The organism is Coprococcus sp. RTP31081st1_H1_RTP31081_211007, from assembly GCF_040227275.1.
Classification (GTDB): Bacteria; Bacillota; Clostridia; order Lachnospirales; family Lachnospiraceae; genus Coprococcus; species Coprococcus aceti.
Genome location: NZ_JBEHVP010000003.1, coordinates 242,547 through 259,942, shown reverse-complemented (window position 1 = coordinate 259,942; position 17,396 = coordinate 242,547). Strand labels below are relative to the sequence as shown.

Annotated in this window: 14 protein-coding genes; 2 read left to right on the top strand and 12 right to left on the bottom strand. The window is 43.9% G+C overall.

Annotated elements, in window-relative coordinates; translation table 11 throughout:
• Positions 1-90 precede the first annotated feature (90 nt).
• Complete coding sequence (locus ABUA31_RS07615; RefSeq protein ID WP_055222393.1) at positions 91-486, top strand: GntR family transcriptional regulator; 396 nt, start codon at positions 91-93, stop codon at positions 484-486.
• A 21-nt stretch (positions 487-507) separates the two neighbouring features.
• A complete protein-coding gene (locus ABUA31_RS07610; RefSeq protein WP_349818680.1) occupies positions 508-1,983 on the top strand; it encodes a PH domain-containing protein in 1,476 nt (491 codons plus the stop codon).
• Between the two features lie 104 nt (positions 1,984-2,087).
• Here ABUA31_RS07610 and ABUA31_RS07605 read toward each other — a convergent pair whose 3' ends face one another.
• The 12 genes from ABUA31_RS07605 to ABUA31_RS07550 all read right to left on the bottom strand — a co-directional run bounded on the left by ABUA31_RS07605 (position 2,088) and on the right by ABUA31_RS07550 (position 17,287).
• Positions 2,088-2,669, bottom strand: a complete 582-nt coding sequence (locus tag ABUA31_RS07605; RefSeq protein ID WP_055222391.1) for a DUF6553 family protein — start codon at positions 2,667-2,669, stop codon at positions 2,088-2,090.
• 59 nt (positions 2,670-2,728) lie between these two features.
• A complete protein-coding gene (locus ABUA31_RS07600) occupies positions 2,729-3,769 on the bottom strand; it encodes a galactose ABC transporter substrate-binding protein (protein ID WP_055280358.1) in 1,041 nt (346 codons plus the stop codon).
• Entirely contained in the window at positions 3,762-4,724 is a 963-nt protein-coding gene (locus ABUA31_RS07595; RefSeq protein WP_349819067.1) for a substrate-binding domain-containing protein, read from the bottom strand. The genes ABUA31_RS07600 and ABUA31_RS07595 overlap by 8 nt, the downstream gene beginning before the upstream one ends.
• Complete coding sequence (locus tag ABUA31_RS07590) at positions 4,711-6,615, bottom strand: cache domain-containing sensor histidine kinase (RefSeq protein ID WP_349819066.1); 1,905 nt, start codon at positions 6,613-6,615, stop codon at positions 4,711-4,713. The genes ABUA31_RS07595 and ABUA31_RS07590 overlap by 14 nt, the downstream gene beginning before the upstream one ends.
• Positions 6,616-6,647: 32 nt before the next feature.
• Positions 6,648-8,255 (bottom strand): response regulator, encoded by a 1,608-nt coding sequence (locus ABUA31_RS07585; RefSeq protein WP_349819065.1) that lies wholly within the window; start codon positions 8,253-8,255, stop codon positions 6,648-6,650.
• Positions 8,256-8,378: 123 nt separating this feature from the next.
• Positions 8,379-8,618 carry a hypothetical protein gene (locus ABUA31_RS07580; protein WP_349819064.1) on the bottom strand — a complete coding sequence of 80 codons (240 nt, stop codon included), beginning with the start codon at positions 8,616-8,618 and terminating at the stop codon, positions 8,379-8,381.
• A gap of 505 nt (positions 8,619-9,123) precedes the next feature.
• On the bottom strand, positions 9,124-10,776 hold the full coding sequence (locus ABUA31_RS07575; RefSeq protein WP_022217415.1) for a galactose/methyl galactoside ABC transporter permease MglC: 1,653 nt from the start codon (positions 10,774-10,776) through the stop codon (positions 9,124-9,126).
• Positions 10,777-10,793: 17 nt separating this feature from the next.
• On the bottom strand, positions 10,794-12,302 hold the full coding sequence (locus ABUA31_RS07570; RefSeq protein WP_015534393.1) for a sugar ABC transporter ATP-binding protein: 1,509 nt from the start codon (positions 12,300-12,302) through the stop codon (positions 10,794-10,796).
• A 187-nt stretch (positions 12,303-12,489) separates the two neighbouring features.
• On the bottom strand, positions 12,490-13,761 hold the full coding sequence (locus tag ABUA31_RS07565; protein ID WP_022217414.1) for a substrate-binding domain-containing protein: 1,272 nt from the start codon (positions 13,759-13,761) through the stop codon (positions 12,490-12,492).
• Between the two features lie 469 nt (positions 13,762-14,230).
• Positions 14,231-14,842, bottom strand: coding sequence for a TFIIB-type zinc ribbon-containing protein (locus ABUA31_RS07560; protein ID WP_022217413.1), 612 nt, complete (start codon positions 14,840-14,842; stop codon positions 14,231-14,233).
• 59 nt (positions 14,843-14,901) lie between these two features.
• Positions 14,902-15,693, bottom strand: a complete 792-nt coding sequence (locus ABUA31_RS07555) for a TraX family protein (RefSeq protein WP_015534397.1) — start codon at positions 15,691-15,693, stop codon at positions 14,902-14,904.
• A 40-nt stretch (positions 15,694-15,733) separates the two neighbouring features.
• The gene (locus ABUA31_RS07550; RefSeq protein WP_015534398.1) at positions 15,734-17,287 is read right to left on the bottom strand and encodes a DUF975 family protein; all 1,554 of its coding nucleotides are present in this window, start codon (positions 17,285-17,287) and stop codon (positions 15,734-15,736) included.
• Between the last annotated feature and the right edge of the window lie 109 nt (positions 17,288-17,396).

Genomic DNA, 17,396 nt, shown 5'->3' with positions numbered 1-17,396 from the left:
TTATTTATACGGCGATTTCTCATAGTTGACTTATCGCGGAATCTGTATTATATATTATAATACAGGTAATACAAGAAGGAGGGCCACCACATGATCATAGAGCTTGACATGAGTAGTGACACACCCATATACGTACAGCTGCGCAATCAGATAGTAAAGGGAATCGGCAAAGGCGAGATACAGCCAGGCGAAAAGCTTCCCACTGTAAGACAGCTTGCGGCGGATGCCGGCGTGAACACAATGACTGTGAATAAGACATACCAGATACTAAAAAATGAGGGATATATCAGAACTGACAGAAGGCTTGGAGCATTTGTATCAGAAAATATCAATATGAACGCCGAGTTCCGTGACAAGCTGGAGTCAGAGTTGGAACTTCTGTCCGCCGAGGCAAGCATAACCGGGATGAACCGGGAAGATTTTCTCAAGTTATGCGATGAAGTATATTCCAAAATGAAGTCTTCTCCAATCCAAATATCCACTTAAATTACTAGAAAGGAGCAACATATGAGCATAGCATTATTTATCATCTTCCTGTTTATGAACTTCTTCATACTGCTCATAATGAAGTTCGTATATACAAGTAATTATTCGTATACCGAAGGAATGCTCCTGGGTGTCCACATTCCAAAGGAACACATTGAAGACGAAACCGTCCTGAATATTGTTGCTGCTGCCAGACGTAAGATGAACCGGATTATCTGGATAAATCTCATCCTTGGAACAGCCCTGTGCTTTGTCGTATTCTGGGAGATCATTATATTCATACTGGCATACACTGTCTGGATGATCGCATTCTGTTTCTGGATAACATATGCAAACAACTCTGCGCACAGGAAAATGTATGCCCTAAAGATGAAAAATGATTGGGTGGTCCCTGATCAAAGAAGAAAACGTTACATTGATACAAATGTGTCAACCCAGATCGGCAAAAGTGAGATCAGTTTCAATTATCATGGAATAATAATCCTTGTAGAGCTCATTTGCCTAGTGCCATTTGTGATAGGGAAAAGTGCGGTCATATCAACCACAATGATAATAATGGGACTCTGCTCCGTCCTGATGTCACTTACATCCATGATATTCCACATATATGTAAACCGGCACGAGCGAACTGTGTACAGCTCGGATACCCAGCTCAACCAGACCGTCAACAGAACCATGAAGATATACAAGGGACTAGCAATGCTGATTCTTTCGGCAACAAATGCTGTCGCATGGGTATATATCACTATTGACACCCTGATTCATTGCATATCATCAGCCAGTAAGTCCCGGCAAATTTCGCTTTCTGATATCCTAAATTTCAAGGGTGCGCTTGTAGATGTCTCGCTGTGCAGCTCCACACTCTATGTCTATATATTTGTCCAGACTCTTGCTGCCATCGGATTGTTTGCACCTCTCCTCATGGCACAAAGCAGAAAACGTGAACTCTTGGTCGCCGACACCCAGCCTCTCTACGTGGATGACGACGAATACTGGAAAACCGGATATTACTACAATCCTTCCGACCCGCATGTGCTGGTTCAGAACAGATTGCAAAGTGGAAATTATACATTTAACTATGCCACCAGGAGCGCAAAGATTTTTACAGGACTTACATATATCCTTATCACCGCCTGCATTGTCTGGACGATAGGCGTGCTTGTGCCATTCATAAACGTGCATATTGACACTCATCTTGACTCCAACAAACTCACAGTGTCTGCTGCCATATACTCATCGGAGATATATTATGATGACATCGAGGAGGTTCAGCTTCTGAATGAACTGCCAGACGATGATTTTGTTCGCACAAACGGAGGTGCCACCGATGAATACCTGATCGGCCATTTCAAGAGCAGCACCTACGGCAAATGTGAGCTGTATGTATACGCAGACAGTTATCCCATCATCATGATAAAGACAAGGGATGAAGTGATATTTATGAACACCAGGGATTCTGATGATACTTATTCTATCTTCGAATCCATACATTCATGAGATAACGCCAAAACAGGCACAATAGATAAGACCATCATGCATTTTAACACTAAATACATGATGGTCTTTTGATCTGTTCACACATAGCCATTCCGTCTATGCTATCATTTTCTTAAGAAATGCTCCCTGTTCGGATACTCCTGCCTGAATGCCGCCAGTGCTGCGCTCTGAAGTATGGCAAATTCCTTGTCCATGTGCAGCATATGCGGCGCGTCAAATGCGATGGAGCTTATCTGATCTGCGATCTTCTTCGCCACGCCCTCATCCGAGAGCTGCCCCATACCAAATGCTATGGATGTGAAACCTCTGCCGCCTCTGCTCACCTCGATGAACTTGAGAAACGCATTCTTGAGTTCATATAGCAATATCTCCTGTTCCTCGGCACTTCTCCTGTCTGCGTCGAACAGGCAGAGCTTGCTTATAATCTCCACTGCCTGTTTCTTTTTCTGACCTCCGATGTCAACAGAACCGCCCTCCGATATGTATTTGAGCTCCATAAGGCAGCCCACAAATGCATCATTCTTCGGCTTTCTCTTGCCATATCTCGCCGTCCACAATCTCTGACGGAAGGCAGTAGACGAACCGGCGCTGTCACCATCCATATCCGTGCTGTTATTTTCCAGCAGTTCAAGTCTCTTATCCGCATCCGTCTCTCCGTAAAATTCTTCTATCCAGCTATTTTCCATATGCATCCTTCCCGAATATTAAATTCACAATTTTTTATTCACGTATCAGTCAGTTACCTTTATCTGTGCAGGAAATCATCCACGCTGTCAACATCGACCTTCCAGTAAGGCGACACGTAATATTTGCCCTCGTCAAGATTATGACCATCAAGGCTGTTTCCCTTGAAGAGATCAACTGCCAACCGCGCTATCTCTCCCGCCTGGGCCTCCTTGTCATTGTAAACTGTTCCCTGCATGTTTCCCTGCTTTATCGCCTGGAGAGCATCATCAAGTCCGTCTATTCCAAAGATCACAGGCCATTTGTCCCGGCTTATACTTGAGTTATCGTACGCCTCAACTGCGCCCAGTGCCATCTCATCATTGTTGGATATGACAAGCTCTATCTGACTGCCATACTGACTTATAAGCTGAGTCATTCTGTTCTCCGCCTGACCTCTGTTCCAGTCTGCAAACTGATAACTGAGCTTCTCAAGATCCACTCCCTTATCCATGATGGTCTTCACCGAACAGTCGGTTCTGCTTATGGCATCCTGATGTCCGGCCTCCCCCTCCAGAAGAACATACTGTATCTTGCCATCACCGTTGCGATCCACTTCGCTGTGCTTCTTTATATAATTTGCCGCAATCTCCCCCTGCATATCACCGGATTCTTTTGCGTCACAGCCAACATAGTAGAGCTTTTCCCACTGCATCAGGTCATCACGCACCGGCTCTCTGTTGAAAAAGATCACTGGTATATCACTCTGCCTTGCTGACTTGATAATATTTGCCGGTGCGGTTCTGTCTACAAGATTTACACACAGCACATCGCAGCCTGCATCTATCATCTCATCAACTATCTCATCCTGCTCACGCTGATCATTATCACCACTTCTCACCGATACTATCACATTCATGTTTGTGGTCTCCATAGTCTTAAGCTGAGATTTCACCTTTTCAATCATGGCATTTATGAATGGATCATCTGCTGTATAAGTGACCACCCCGACTCTCATGGTTTTGTTTGATTTTTTATTGCTGCTGCCGCAGCCCATAAGCGAGACTATCATCGCAGCTGCCAGCAAAAGCACATATATTTTTCTTCGTTTCTGTCTACTCATATGAATATAAAAACCTCTCTACATCATCGGAGAACAAATCGTCACTGTATATTATCTTTATGCCCTCCTCCCGACTCTTCATCGTATACAATCTGCTGTTCAGACCCTTTACTACCTCTGTCACACTGGCATAGCCAACACCGTATCCATCCGGAATAACAAGGCACTTTATCTTGCCCGCATCAAGCAGCGCCACAGATTTTACGCTGGTCCCCATTCCATATATCTGGGCGCCATTGTACATACCGTTATCCGCATTCTCTCCTATCTCATCGATCGCATATGTGTCCATCACAACCATGTAGTCCACCTTTCCCAGAATATCCACAATGTCACATATGTTCTGATTGCCACATCGGCTGTACACCCAGCTCACCTCGCATCCGGTTCCTTCTATCGCATCCATAAGTCCTGCTTTTCCGCTCACACTTCCCTCTGTCTGGGAATATCCGGTTATAATGCCTATGCTTTTGCCACGGAGTCCGTCCGCATCATTTGCCCTGATCTGTTCTCCAAGGGTATATCCTATCTTGTAGTTATCAGGTTTTATCGTGACAAATCCCGAGGCGCCATCTTCACTGTATGCATCCTGGGTTATAAGTACAAATGGTACATCGCCAAGCTGTCCCAGCATATCCGATGTATCCTCGCCCGGTGCAGGACAAATTATGAATGCATCTACATCATTTTCAAGCTGTTCATCTATGAGTTCCTTCTCATCCTGGGCTGACTCGATATCTTCGGTGTTGCATATGATAAGATGGACATCATTGACATTTGCTGATTGTTTTAGTCCATTTATAAGTCCATCCCACCTCTTATCACCGGAATTTGAAAGTATGACCGCTACTCTTTTCTGAGGCACATTTTCCCGGAATATCTGGTGTATAAAGAATCCGGCTATAACCACCAGAAACAGCTCCGCGATCAGAAAGGTTATCTTACTCTTCTTCATCTGTCACCATCCCCCTTCCAAAATCCTGCCTCTCAAGTCTCTCTCTGTTCTCCTCCGTGTAAGGAATGGCTGGAATGTGAATGACAACCTTTGTTCCCTCGTCCGGCTCACTGTAAACCTTTAATCCATATTCGCTGCCAAACATCAGCTTTATCCTGGAGTGAACATTGATAACACCCACTCCGGAGCCATGCTTTGGCACCTTATTGTTGTCCACAAGGATGTTCCGGACAACATCCTCCGACATACCCATGCCATTATCCTCAACTGAAATGTAGATGTCATTGCCCTTCTTCTCACCGCGGACAGTTATCTTGCCGCCATCGTCCTCATCCATGTTGCCCACACCGTAGTATATTGCATTTTCCAGGATCGGCTGCACGATAAGTTTAACTGTACAATAGTCATTTATCTCTTCGTCTATGATAAATTCTGTAGCAAATCTTTCTTTATATCTTACCTTCTGTATGTTCATGTAACTCGTGCTGTGCTGGATCTCGTCCGCTATCCTTATGACAGTTCTGCCCTTTGACAGACTTATCCTCAGCAGCTTTGCAAGCTCAGATATCATAAATACTGCATCTGTATTTCTGTTCGCCTCCACCATCCATGTTATGGACTCCAGTGTATTATACAGGAAATGCGGATTGATCTGACTCTGGAGCGCATCCATCTCACTCTTTCTCCGCTCATTCTGCTGTCTGATTATCTCCTGCATCAGAATCTCTATCTGCTCATAGGATTTCTTGACCGAATATCCCAGATGTCTTATCTCGGAAGATCCTCCAATATATATATCCGTGGTTCCACCTGTCTCATATGACTTTACTGATTCATTCAGCTTAAGTATAGGCTTTGAGATTTTCTTTGTTATGATCCTGTTCACCCACAAGAGCATCATAAGCAATATTACAACCGTAGTTATGATGTAATATCTGTACTGATTGATGCTAGCAGTCTGAACACTTTCCGGGACAACTCCTATGATCTTCCATCCAGTGTAGGCTATACTGCTGACAACAACATTTTCTGTGCCATCCGTCATCTTGATCTCATATGTACCGTCATCGTATACCGCTGCCTCTGTACTTTCCTCTGTGAAAAAGCCTCTGTCTATCTCTGCTCTTCGCGGATGGTATATGATATCTCCGTCACGGTTGCACAGATAATAATAAGTTTCACTTGAAGAATCATTGATCCTTGAAAGAGCCTCCTCGATCACGGAATACTTCATATCTATCAGAAGCACGCCGTTTACCGGCTTATCTCCATCATTGATATCAACAGAACGGCTGAGGGATATGACCCAATAATACCTATTGGCGCCATCTTGAAACAGATCTTGTATATGAGGTGTAGAAAAGTGCATATTCTCTATATCTTCAGATGCATTCTTGTACCATTCCTGTTCCTCGACATTAACCTTATCCTTCTGCACTGCAACCGGCTCCGCAGCAACAAGCTTCCCGGAATTGTCGTACAACGCCATACTCTGCACTTTGTCAACATTCACCTCATATAAAAGGCTGAACTGTCTGCTGAACTCCTGACTGGAGATGTCATATTCCTGGATAATGTTATAATTCACTCCATTAGATATCTGTCTAATGCCTGCCAGGTCTGTATCCACTTTATCCACAGTACTCTCTATCATACTTTCTGCATTTGACACTGCAGTCTGCTTTATCGCAAGCTTGAATCTATTGTAAATAAGAAACCCCATAACAACAGTTGTGGTTATCGTCAGTCCTGTGAGCACCGCCATGATTATTGACTGTATGTCAAATCCTATAAATCTGCCATGATGAAACCAGCCTCGCAGCCTCGCGCGCAGAGAATATTTATTTTTCTGCTTTTTGCCCTGAGCATCCTTTTTCTCTCTAATCTTCAAAACAATTCTACTCCCCTTATACTTTCTCTGCTCTACTTATTCCCCACATGTTCAGTTCTGTACTTTGATGGCGACATTCCAAATCTCTTCTTGAACACATAGCTAAAGTAATTTGCATCCTGATATCCAACCTGCTCTGCTATCTTATAGCTCTTCTCATTTGTCTCAAGTATGAGATTGGCTGCGTGATCCATCCTGTAATCCGTCAGATACGAGATAAATGACTTGCCTGTCTCCTTCTTGAACACTGATGAAAAATACGAATTGGACACACCAAGCTCTGAGCACACCGTATCCAGCGACAGATCAGGCTCCATATACCTGTCAACTACCATATTCTGGGCATCCGTTACCATTCTTCTGGACGTGTTATTTCTGGCATTTTTCAATTCCTCGCCGATCGCCATCGATGTGTCTATGAGCCATGCTGTGAGGGTAACTTCATCCATCTCAGGAACCTTCTCGTATGGGTTGCTGATCCCACCTGAAAAATTATCAAAATCTATAAAATTATTTGCGCAGAATCTGTAGAACGTTCCTACCATCTCCATGAGCGTCAGCTTGTACCTGTTCATGGTCTGTGCAGATCTGTGCAGCTTCTCTATCTCATCATGTACTGCTCCCTCAATGGCATCTCTTTTGCCAAGATATATTGACTTGATAAGTTCATGCATATTTGCATCTTCATACTGTACTGCGGCCTTCTGCTCCTTCGGTGCGATCTCAGCAATATTTATAGCCCTCTGGGTTCCGTATAAGACCCTGTATGATACCGCTTCCCTGGCACCCTCATATGAATTATTGATATTCAGGAGACTGTCACACACTCTGCCAATACCGGCAGTCACCACGGCACCCATGACTCGGTAAGCCCATCTGCAGAATCTGTCGCAGGCATCCGTCAGCTCTGCCATGGCATCCTCTGAGGCTATTTCGATGATGAGCACTGAGTTGCCCAGATATGTAAATACCTTGCATTTCCATGTATCAGCAATTCTGTCCTTGATCTGCTGTTCCACCGACATTGACAACAGAAGCGGATTCATTCCATCTGGAACGTGATGCTCCGATGTATGAAAAACCGCGCAGCAATAAAGCGGTCCCTTCATATCAATCTGGTATGCTACAAGAAATTTCTCATAATCCGACTCGCTCACTCTGCCCTCTATCAGGGATACAAACAGATTTGTCTGAAGAACAGGCAGAGATGCATTGAAATAATTTGCAAGCTTTTCTACATTCAGTTTTTCCTCCCTCTCCTTGTCCAGAGAGTTCTTGACCCTCTTCAGACAGTCCGAGAGTTCTAAGGCATTTATAGGCTTGAGCATGTACTCCTCTATCTCAAGGTGCACCGCCTCCTTGGCATACTCAAACTCATCAAATCCTGTGAATATGATGATGTGTATATTCTGATAATCATTGTTGAGCCGTCTAGATAGCTCAAGACCGTCCATATACGGCATCTTGATGTCCGTTATGACCACATCCGGCTGCTGCTTCTCCACCAGTTCAAGAGCCTTCACACCATTGTTGGCACTTCCCACAACATCAAACCCAAGCATATCCCAGTGGATCTTTCTCTCTATAACATCTATAACCTCTTCCTCGTCATCGACAAGGATAACCTTGTATTTATCCATCTAACAGAAATCCTTTCTATATATCAAATGCCACCCGGTTCACCGGTCTTTTCCAGCAGTGTAATTATATCAAATACCGCAGAGAATATCTGTACTTTTATTATTATTTCTTCATCTATACCGTCAAGAAATTTTTCTCACCTGTCCGTGACTCGAAACCTTGCCTGTTTCCAGCTGAGGATCCAGCTTGTTTCCGGCTGAGCATCTTGCCCTCCCGTAATCTGGAATATTTTCCCTATCTCCAACAAAATAGCTGCTGTAGGATAAAATTGTAACTCCCCCCCACATATAACCCTTGCAGGAAAATAGAGCGAAGGAAGCGGAACACTCGCCCAAGATTTTACAATATATAAATATCTCCACAGCCCAGCCTTCCTTGCATGCGCCTGCCACTTTTATGCATACCACCTAATCGATAGCTAGACGCGACTGATGATTTCTTCTCCTTCCACCACGAACAGCTGTATCTGCCCGGCTGCATGCATGGCTGCATTTATATACTGCGACATCGATAGTGAACACGACTGAGCTTCAGCGCTTTTTGCCACTGCGGAGACCGCATTGCCCTTATCGCGGTCAAAGCAGTGTGCAGATAAAAGCAAGCTGAAGTGAGGGAAGGGGAACGTGATGCCACAGTATATAAATGCAGACATCATCAGCCGGGCAGATACAGCTTCCGTTAGCACAGCCGCACAGAAGGCGTCCGCCAATCACATGCCTTGCGTCATGCGTGCACTTCGTGCACTTCACAAGGAATCCTCCCGCTTATGCGGGGCCCCTCCTTATGAAAAAACCGCTCAATCCATCCTGTAGACGATCCGAGCGGCTTTTTATATAAAGGTTTTGTGAGAGTTAAATTTGTTGTTCCTTACTTCTTCTGTACATACTTGAGACAGTCAAGAGTTACAGCGGCAAGGATGATGATACCTTCGAATATGAACTGAAGGTTTGTATCAATACCAAGAATGGTAAGTGAGTAGGTAAGTGATGTGAAGATAAGAACACCAGTTACAACACCGGAGATCTTACCGATACCACCTGTGAATGAAACACCACCAACAACGCAGGCTGCTATGGCGTCCATATCCCAGCCCTGTCCATAAGCTGCACTACCTGAACCAACCATTCTGTTACACTCAAGCCATGATCCGAATCCGTAAAGGATACCGGCAAGGATGAATGCGCCAAGTGTTACCTTGAAAACTGATATACCTGAAACTGCTGCTGCCTCTGGGTTTCCACCTACAGCGTACAGATTCTTACCAAATGTAGTCTTGTTCCAGATGAACCATACTACTACGATTGCAACTACTGCCCAAATGATAATAGTTGGGAAGTTTCCTATTGTTGGGATGAACATATTTGGTATTGCTGAATCAATAGCACCAAACGAAACACCCTTTGTCGCATATGTTACAAGTCCGAAGATGATCAGCATGTTCGCCATTGTTGAAATGAACGGATGCATCTTGTACTTCGCCATGAAGAAACCTGCAATACTTGAAAATACTGTTGTGAGGATAATACATGCAACAAGTGCAAATAGTGCTTTTCCTACAACCGGCATACTTGAGAAATCAAATATGTGTCCAAACACACCACCTGTATTTGCACCATTGTGCATGATAATGGTAGCTGTAACCATACCCATACCAACCATACGTCCAATCGAAAGATCGGTACCGGTCAGGAGGATAAGTCCCGCAACGCCGAGTGCCAGGAACATTCTAGGTGATGCCTGCTGAAGTATGTTCAGTATATTGGTAACTGTGAGGAGCTGTGTGTTCTTCACAATTGGAGTGATGATACAAAGTGCAATGAATATCAACACGATTACTATATACAGACCGTTCTTGTAAAGGAACTGTGTTGTGTTGAATGTGTACTTGTAATTCTCAAATTTCTGTGCTCTGCTCTGCATGAATGTGTACTTGGACATTCTAAGGAGATCTATCAGATGATACTTGTGTGAAAATGCATCATGCTTTCTGTCCTTAATCTCCTGAAGTCTTGACTCATGTGTCATCTGTGCATCAAAGAGCTTGTTCTTGTATACATATTTCTCGTCCTTGATCTCCTCCGGATCAGAGAGTTTTGCAAGTGTCTGCTCATGCTCTGTCTTAAGTGTTGCCTTTACTCTCTCATAGGACTCATTTTCTGCTGCCTTCTCAGTCTCGCAGCTTGCCACTACTTTGCTGTAGTACTCGCTGTCATAATGCTCCTTAAGGTATCCCTCTGCGTCAGCGATAAGCTTTGCAACCTTATCCTTATTGGCTGCCTCAACTGCCTTTGCCTTCTCCAGGGCTGCCTTATCCTTTGCGATTATGCTATCCTTTTCTTCCTTTGATAAATTCTTATCTTCTTTTGCGATAGCTATATGGTTCTTCAAACTACGAACCTTGTCAGATCCATCAACTCGAAGTTCATCGATCTGAGCCTGTATCTTTCCAACATATTCATCAATCGGCTTGAGGAGTTTTTCCTCTGCATCAGCCGAAAGGATCATATTTTTATCTGCCATATCCATGCTCCTCTCTATTACAAATATTTAGCACTAAGTCTTAACAATTCTTCCTGATTAGTCTCCTTGGTATTTACAATTCCGGCAAGGTGTCCATTTGACATAACACCTATACGGTTTGTGATACCCAGGATCTCCGGCATCTCAGAGGAGACAACTATGATAGTCTTGCCCTGCTTTGCCATGTTGATTATAAGTTCATATATTTCATACTTGGCTCCTACATCGATACCTCTTGTAGGATCATCCATCATGAATACATTTGGTGAACGCTCAAGCCATTTTCCGAAGATAACCTTCTGCTGATTACCACCGGACAGGTTGGCGATCATATCGTCAGGTCCCATACACTTGGTGTGCATGACCTTGATCTCCTCAGCTGTGGCACGAACCATGCTGTCATGTGACAGTGCCACGCCGCTCTTGTAGTGGTTCATATTTGCAATGGTGGTATTGAAGGTGATATCTGCCTTGAGGAAGAGACCATTTGCCTTTCTCTCCTCAGTGATGAGGGCAAATCCGTGATCCATAGCATCCTTTGGACCGGTGAAGTTCATGATCTTGCCACCATACATTACATTTCCTGCTGCTCTTGTACGAATACCAAATATAGTTTCCAGGAGCTCTGTACGACCTGCGCCAACCAGACCATAGAGACCGAATATCTCACCCTTCTTCACATCAAATGTGATGTTCTGGAGCTTCGGTGCATACTTTGTGGAGAGTCCCTGTACTGAGAGGATCGTCTCACCCGGCGTATTGTCGACCGGTGGGAATCTGTTATCAAGTGAACGACCAACCATGGCTGATATAAGCTCATTCATGTTGGTGTCCTTGCTATCCTTTGTCATGACCAGACTACCGTCTCGGAGAACTGATATCTGATCACAGATCTCGAATATCTCATCCATCTTATGTGAGATGTAGATCAGGGAAATTCCCTGCTCCTTGAGCTGTCTCATCATCTTGAAAAGCTTTGCAACCTCAGGTGCTGTCAATGATGATGTAGGCTCATCAAGTACGATTACCTTGGAATTGTACGAGATAGCCTTTGCGATCTCACACATCTGTCTCTGGGAAACTGACATTCTCTTCATCGGCTGTGTAAGATTGACCGTTATACCCAGCTTTCTGAACAAGTCTGAAGCTTCCTTCTTCATACGGCCCTCATCGATGACTCCAAGAGAGTTCTTTGGATAACGTCCAAGGAACAGGTTGTCAACAACGCTTCTCTCAAGACACTGATTTAATTCCTGATGAACCATCGCAACTCCATTCTCGAGTGCATCCTTAGGGCCAGAGAAATTTACTTCTTTTCCATCTAATATTATTGTGCCTTCGTCCTTCTGATAGGTTCCGAAGAGACACTTCATCATTGTCGATTTACCGGCACCATTCTCACCCATAAGTCCCATGATCGAACCAGGTTTAACATTCAAATTAATATGGTTAAGAACCTTGTTTCTGCCGAATGATTTGCTCATGCCTTGAATCGATAAGATGTATTTATTCTTATCTTCTGCCATATCTCTACTTCCTTTCATTGAACATCAGCCCATTAATAGTCGCCTTCGGCGAGGGCTGATGCTACATATCAAGTTTTCATAGAAAACTTGATACATGCTCTTAGTAAAAGAAGGGTATCAAATGTTTAGTCTGACACCCCTCTGAGTTAAATCATTTCCTATTGATCAATCATCCAGGTAACTTATATTACTTAGAGAGAATTGATGTGTATGATGCTGCATTGTCTGTCTTAACCATGTTGATTGCAAATGCATCGTACTCGCCTGGGTTACCAAGACGGTTTGTGATGTTAGACTCTGTCTGTCCATCACCACCGATGTAATCTACATTCAGGTTAAGAAGGTCATCGTAGTTCTGAAGAAGTGGCTGGTATGTTGAGCTCAGGAAGTTATCTGAAGCGTTGTAGATATCAAGCCATACCTTCTTGCTTGGGCTCTTGCTTGAGTCAAGCTGCTTTGAAACCTTGTCATAAACCTTTGTTGAATCTGTGAAATCCTGATAGTTGTCTGCTGTTACTGCCACATTCAGTGCGTAGTATGATCTCTCGTCTGCGCTGTATCTGTAGTCAACACCTTCCTCAAGCTGGTTTCCAGCCTCGTCTGCTGTACCGATACCAGTATCAACATCTACACCATCAAGTGCGTTACGGAGAACTCTCAGTGTCAGGTAAGCCTGAACATCTGCATGCTGTGAAATTGTTCCGCCGTAGCCCTCTGCAATTGCTGCAACTGCATCGCTGTTAGCATCGTATCCAAATGTAGGAACCTTGTTGTCCTTTGCCCAGGCATTGAACATTGACATTCCCATACCATCGTTATTTGAAACAACTACATCGATCTGATCACCAAATGATGCTGTCCATGTTCCTATTGCATTACCAGCTGTAGCTGCATCCCATGTAGCTCCTGCTGAGTTCTTCATCTCCTGTGATGCAAGCTCTCTGATCGTATATGTCTTGCCATCAACATCAAGCTTAGCATCCTGTACTACTGTTGCCTTACCATCTACGTTTGTTCCGGCTGGTGTTGAATCAACTGCTCCGCTTGCATCAACGCCTGTGCCAAGTGCTGAACGAACACCTCTTGTACGTGCGATTGAATCATTGTGTCCGATATCACCGATTGCAAGTACATATCCGATGACTCCATCACCGTTACGATCGATCGTTGCTGCATTTGCCTTGATGTAATCAAGAACCATCTGGCCCTGGAGCTCAGCACCCTGATTAGCATCAAATCCTACATAATATGTGTCCTTGTTGTAGCTAAGAGCGTCCTTGTCAAGCTCTCCTGTTGAACTGTTAGATGGCTGACGGTTGAACCAGCAAAGTGGCTTGTCCTTGTTGGCTACTCCACTGCTTGAGCTTCCGCCACTTGAGCTTCCGCCTGATCCACATCCTACCATTGATAAAGCAAGTGTTGCAGCTGCTGCTACAGCTAAAATTCTTCTTTTTCTCATATTACATTCCCTCCTGTTCTTTGAACATCAGCCCATTTGTAATTGCCTTCGGCAAGGGCTGATGCTGCATGTTAAGTTTTCTGAAACTTAACACATCCTTTGGCTTTGTGTGTTTTATTTTTTCGTCTTGCCTCATTGACTGTACTCATTATAAGTTGATACGGGATTTGAAAGAATAGAATATTTTTGGATTAATTAGCAAAATTTTGTGATTTATTGATTTTTTTATAGATATTTTTACCAATTCACACTGGTTAATAGTTATATGTCAGGTGTATTTTTTGCTTAACACGGGTAAAATTGCATATTGAGTTGGGCAGTTTTGACTCATTCTCGGCATTTTAGTTTTAGTGGAATCTTCTATAACGGCTTGTTTTTATCTTTTTGTTGTTGTTTCGTAGGTTTGTGCATAAAATTATCTCCTTTTTGCTAGAGCGTGGGTTCGACTCACCCACGCTCTTTTTCAGGCTTACATATTCACATTCAAGTAATTTCCACAATAAGGACATTTGCTGGAATATCCAGTCGCTGCACGGAAACTCGAACCACAATTCGGGCATCTGACCGCCACAAGTCTCAGCTTATCCGGCGCCACCGGCTTGTCGTCCATGAGCTCTTCTTCACCTGGAAGCCTCTCATCCCTTACTGAATCCGGATCATAGCCGTATTTGCCGTTGTACTCGAATATATCTATCGTCAGACCTATCGGGTACATGCCGGCACCCCTTGTGAATCCAGTTGGTATTATAGCCTCCCGCTCGACATGGTAGCTGTCAAAGTAATGCACGATCGTGTCCATCATATATGTATTGTTCACCTTAACAGAAGTATTCTCTGTGTATCCATATATCTTTGCAGGATACTTCACACCTTTTTTTACTATCATCTTCTTGTTGTGGACCAATATCGCCACCACTATATCCATGCCCCCACCGATCAGTAAGAAACCTCCCGGAAGGCTCAACATAGCCAGGGGGAATTTTCCCGGCTCCGCCACAATTGCAAATATAATTCCCACGAAAACGCCGACAGCAAGGAATATACTGCCAACCAAAACCACTATCTTATGAGCCGCATTCATACTATTTCTTCCTTTCTCAAATATCTGCAAAACCCACCGATTCTCTGCTCATACCATGTCTACATCACCATCTGCCAGATTATGTACAATACAAGCAAGTGTCCCGGATAAAATGCATAACAGAAGTATTTAAACCACTTCTTATGGTATCCCAATTTTCCATTGTATAGCCATATCACTGGCAATGCGATTAGCGCAAACGCCTGCTGCGGGAATTCAAAGCTATGTCCCGCTATACTAAATGTATAACAATATCCACTAAGCAGCTGTGCATTGATATAATACATACACACGAGCTGTGCTATCAATTTCCATGGTTCCTTGCCCCGGAACAGATAGAACATTATAACCATGACAACTCCCGCTCCATAGAAATCAACCATGGTGATCGTTCCTATCACATATCCCACAAGAGTCACAACAATCGCAACCGGGATCCACAGCCATACCTTGCCCGTTTTCCTCACCTTGTCTATCAATGCTATCAGCAGCAATCCTATGAGAAATGTCCAAAGTACATTCTGATGAAACAGATACAGGACACTGTCTCCGGACACAAGATCAAACGGAACTTCAGATATCACCGCAAATATCAGCATTCTGCACAGATATCTGCGGAAATTACTGGTGTGATAAAATCCCTCAACTATCATGAAGGCAAATATCGGAAATGCTATTCTTCCTATGCACGTAAGTATATCCACATACGGAAACAACGTTGCCCACATGTGATCACTGAGCATGCATGCCATCGCAATGATATGCAGCATACAGGAGCTGAATACTCCTGCCTTTATATTCCAGGACTGTTTCCCCGGATCAATCATTTTACCATTCTGTATATCCGTCATATTGATTCCTCCTTTTTATATGACTTCGTCATATTGGTTCCTAATATGTGCCGCCAACTCCTTCGCCCTTGTTAAATCCGAATATGGCGCAGCATATCAGATCTATGATAAACAATACCGACAATGTGATACATATAATGTTCTGCACTTTTTTGCTCTTGGAATTCAGAAATTCACTGAGCTTCGGTGCCGCTATATACACTCCAAACAGGCTGCCCAAACCAAATGCAAGAAGTCCCACCAGACATATTCTTCCATTTACATTAAGAAACTCGTTCTTGTAGTCCCAATACTGTGAATTAAAGAAGAAATCCAGTGCCCAGCTTGCTATGAATTCTATGATTCCACATACCACCATCGCCATAGCAAACAGCTTTGCCTTATCTGCCTTGAAGCGGTCAAGCAGGAATATGATAGCAACGCCGCCGACTCCGTACACAGGCAGCCACGGTCCATACATGGTTCCACGGTTTACAAGAACATGATCCATAACTATATAGAGTACGACCTCCCACAGCCATCCTATAAAACAGAACACAAAGAAGAAGAAAATGAAGTCCCTGAGACTGTATTCACTCTTCACCTTCATTCCCTCAGGCACCTCGACCGCGACATCCTGGAGAATATAGGCCGGTTTAGTCCATACCTCAGCAACTCCCGCGTCTCCTGCCGACTGATAAGCAGCCTCGATAGCCTTTTTGTTATATGGTGCAGCATTGAATGCTTCCTCGACAAAATTTTCCACACCTATATTCTGTCTGAACCAGAAGTACATCTCCACATCAAGCTCCATCTGAAACGGTAATGCTACCAGAAGTCCTGCAACCGGTATAGCCTTGATCATCCACACGTGGATGCACGACAGATCCGTCAGGAACATTTTCCACTTATAGCCTCTCGTCATCTCCCTTGACATGTTCTTCGCATCTCTCCACTTGAGTCTTGGATTCTCCGCCAGGAGATATGGAACCATCCTATACTGATAATACTTGTACACACCACCGATTATCGTGAGCCACCAGAGTGTCATAACAACATTGTAACAGAACATGACCCACATAAGTCTGAGTAAATAATGTCTGTGGAAAGGTGCAAACATCCGGTTGACGGACACCTTGTCACTGTATCTGCACTCCATGGCATAACGGCATTTGCCCACTATCGCCGCACTCTGTATAAAGAAATGGACAACAGCCATGATAAGAGCAGATATCAGGAGCATCACTATGACCTCGCCGGGATTTCTCTCCACATATGCCGTGTTGGCGCCTAAAAGCTTGATGATCCAGGTCTGCTTCGCCGTCACCGAGTCTATCGCACGGGCTACTGTCTCGGCTTTTTTCTCCGACATATGCTCAATCATCGGCATATTCTTTACATACTCCTTGAGTATGGTCACATTGTCAGCCTCATGCTCGGTCTCCTGTCCAAGCACCTGATCTATTCCCTTCACGAATTTTGTCTGGGAAGAATCATCTACCCCAAGATAAGAGAAAATAAAACACACAGCGACCATAGCCATCCAAGCCATAAGTCCACGTTTAAATACCGTGTTCCACGCTCCCTTTTTAAGCTGTTTCCTGTTCCAAGTCATTATAATACATTCTCCCTTATAGAATTTTAAATGTTATCATCTTACGTCTATATCCCGCATTTTTAATGTCACATCACTCAGGCAAACTGTGAAACTCATAACCTGAATC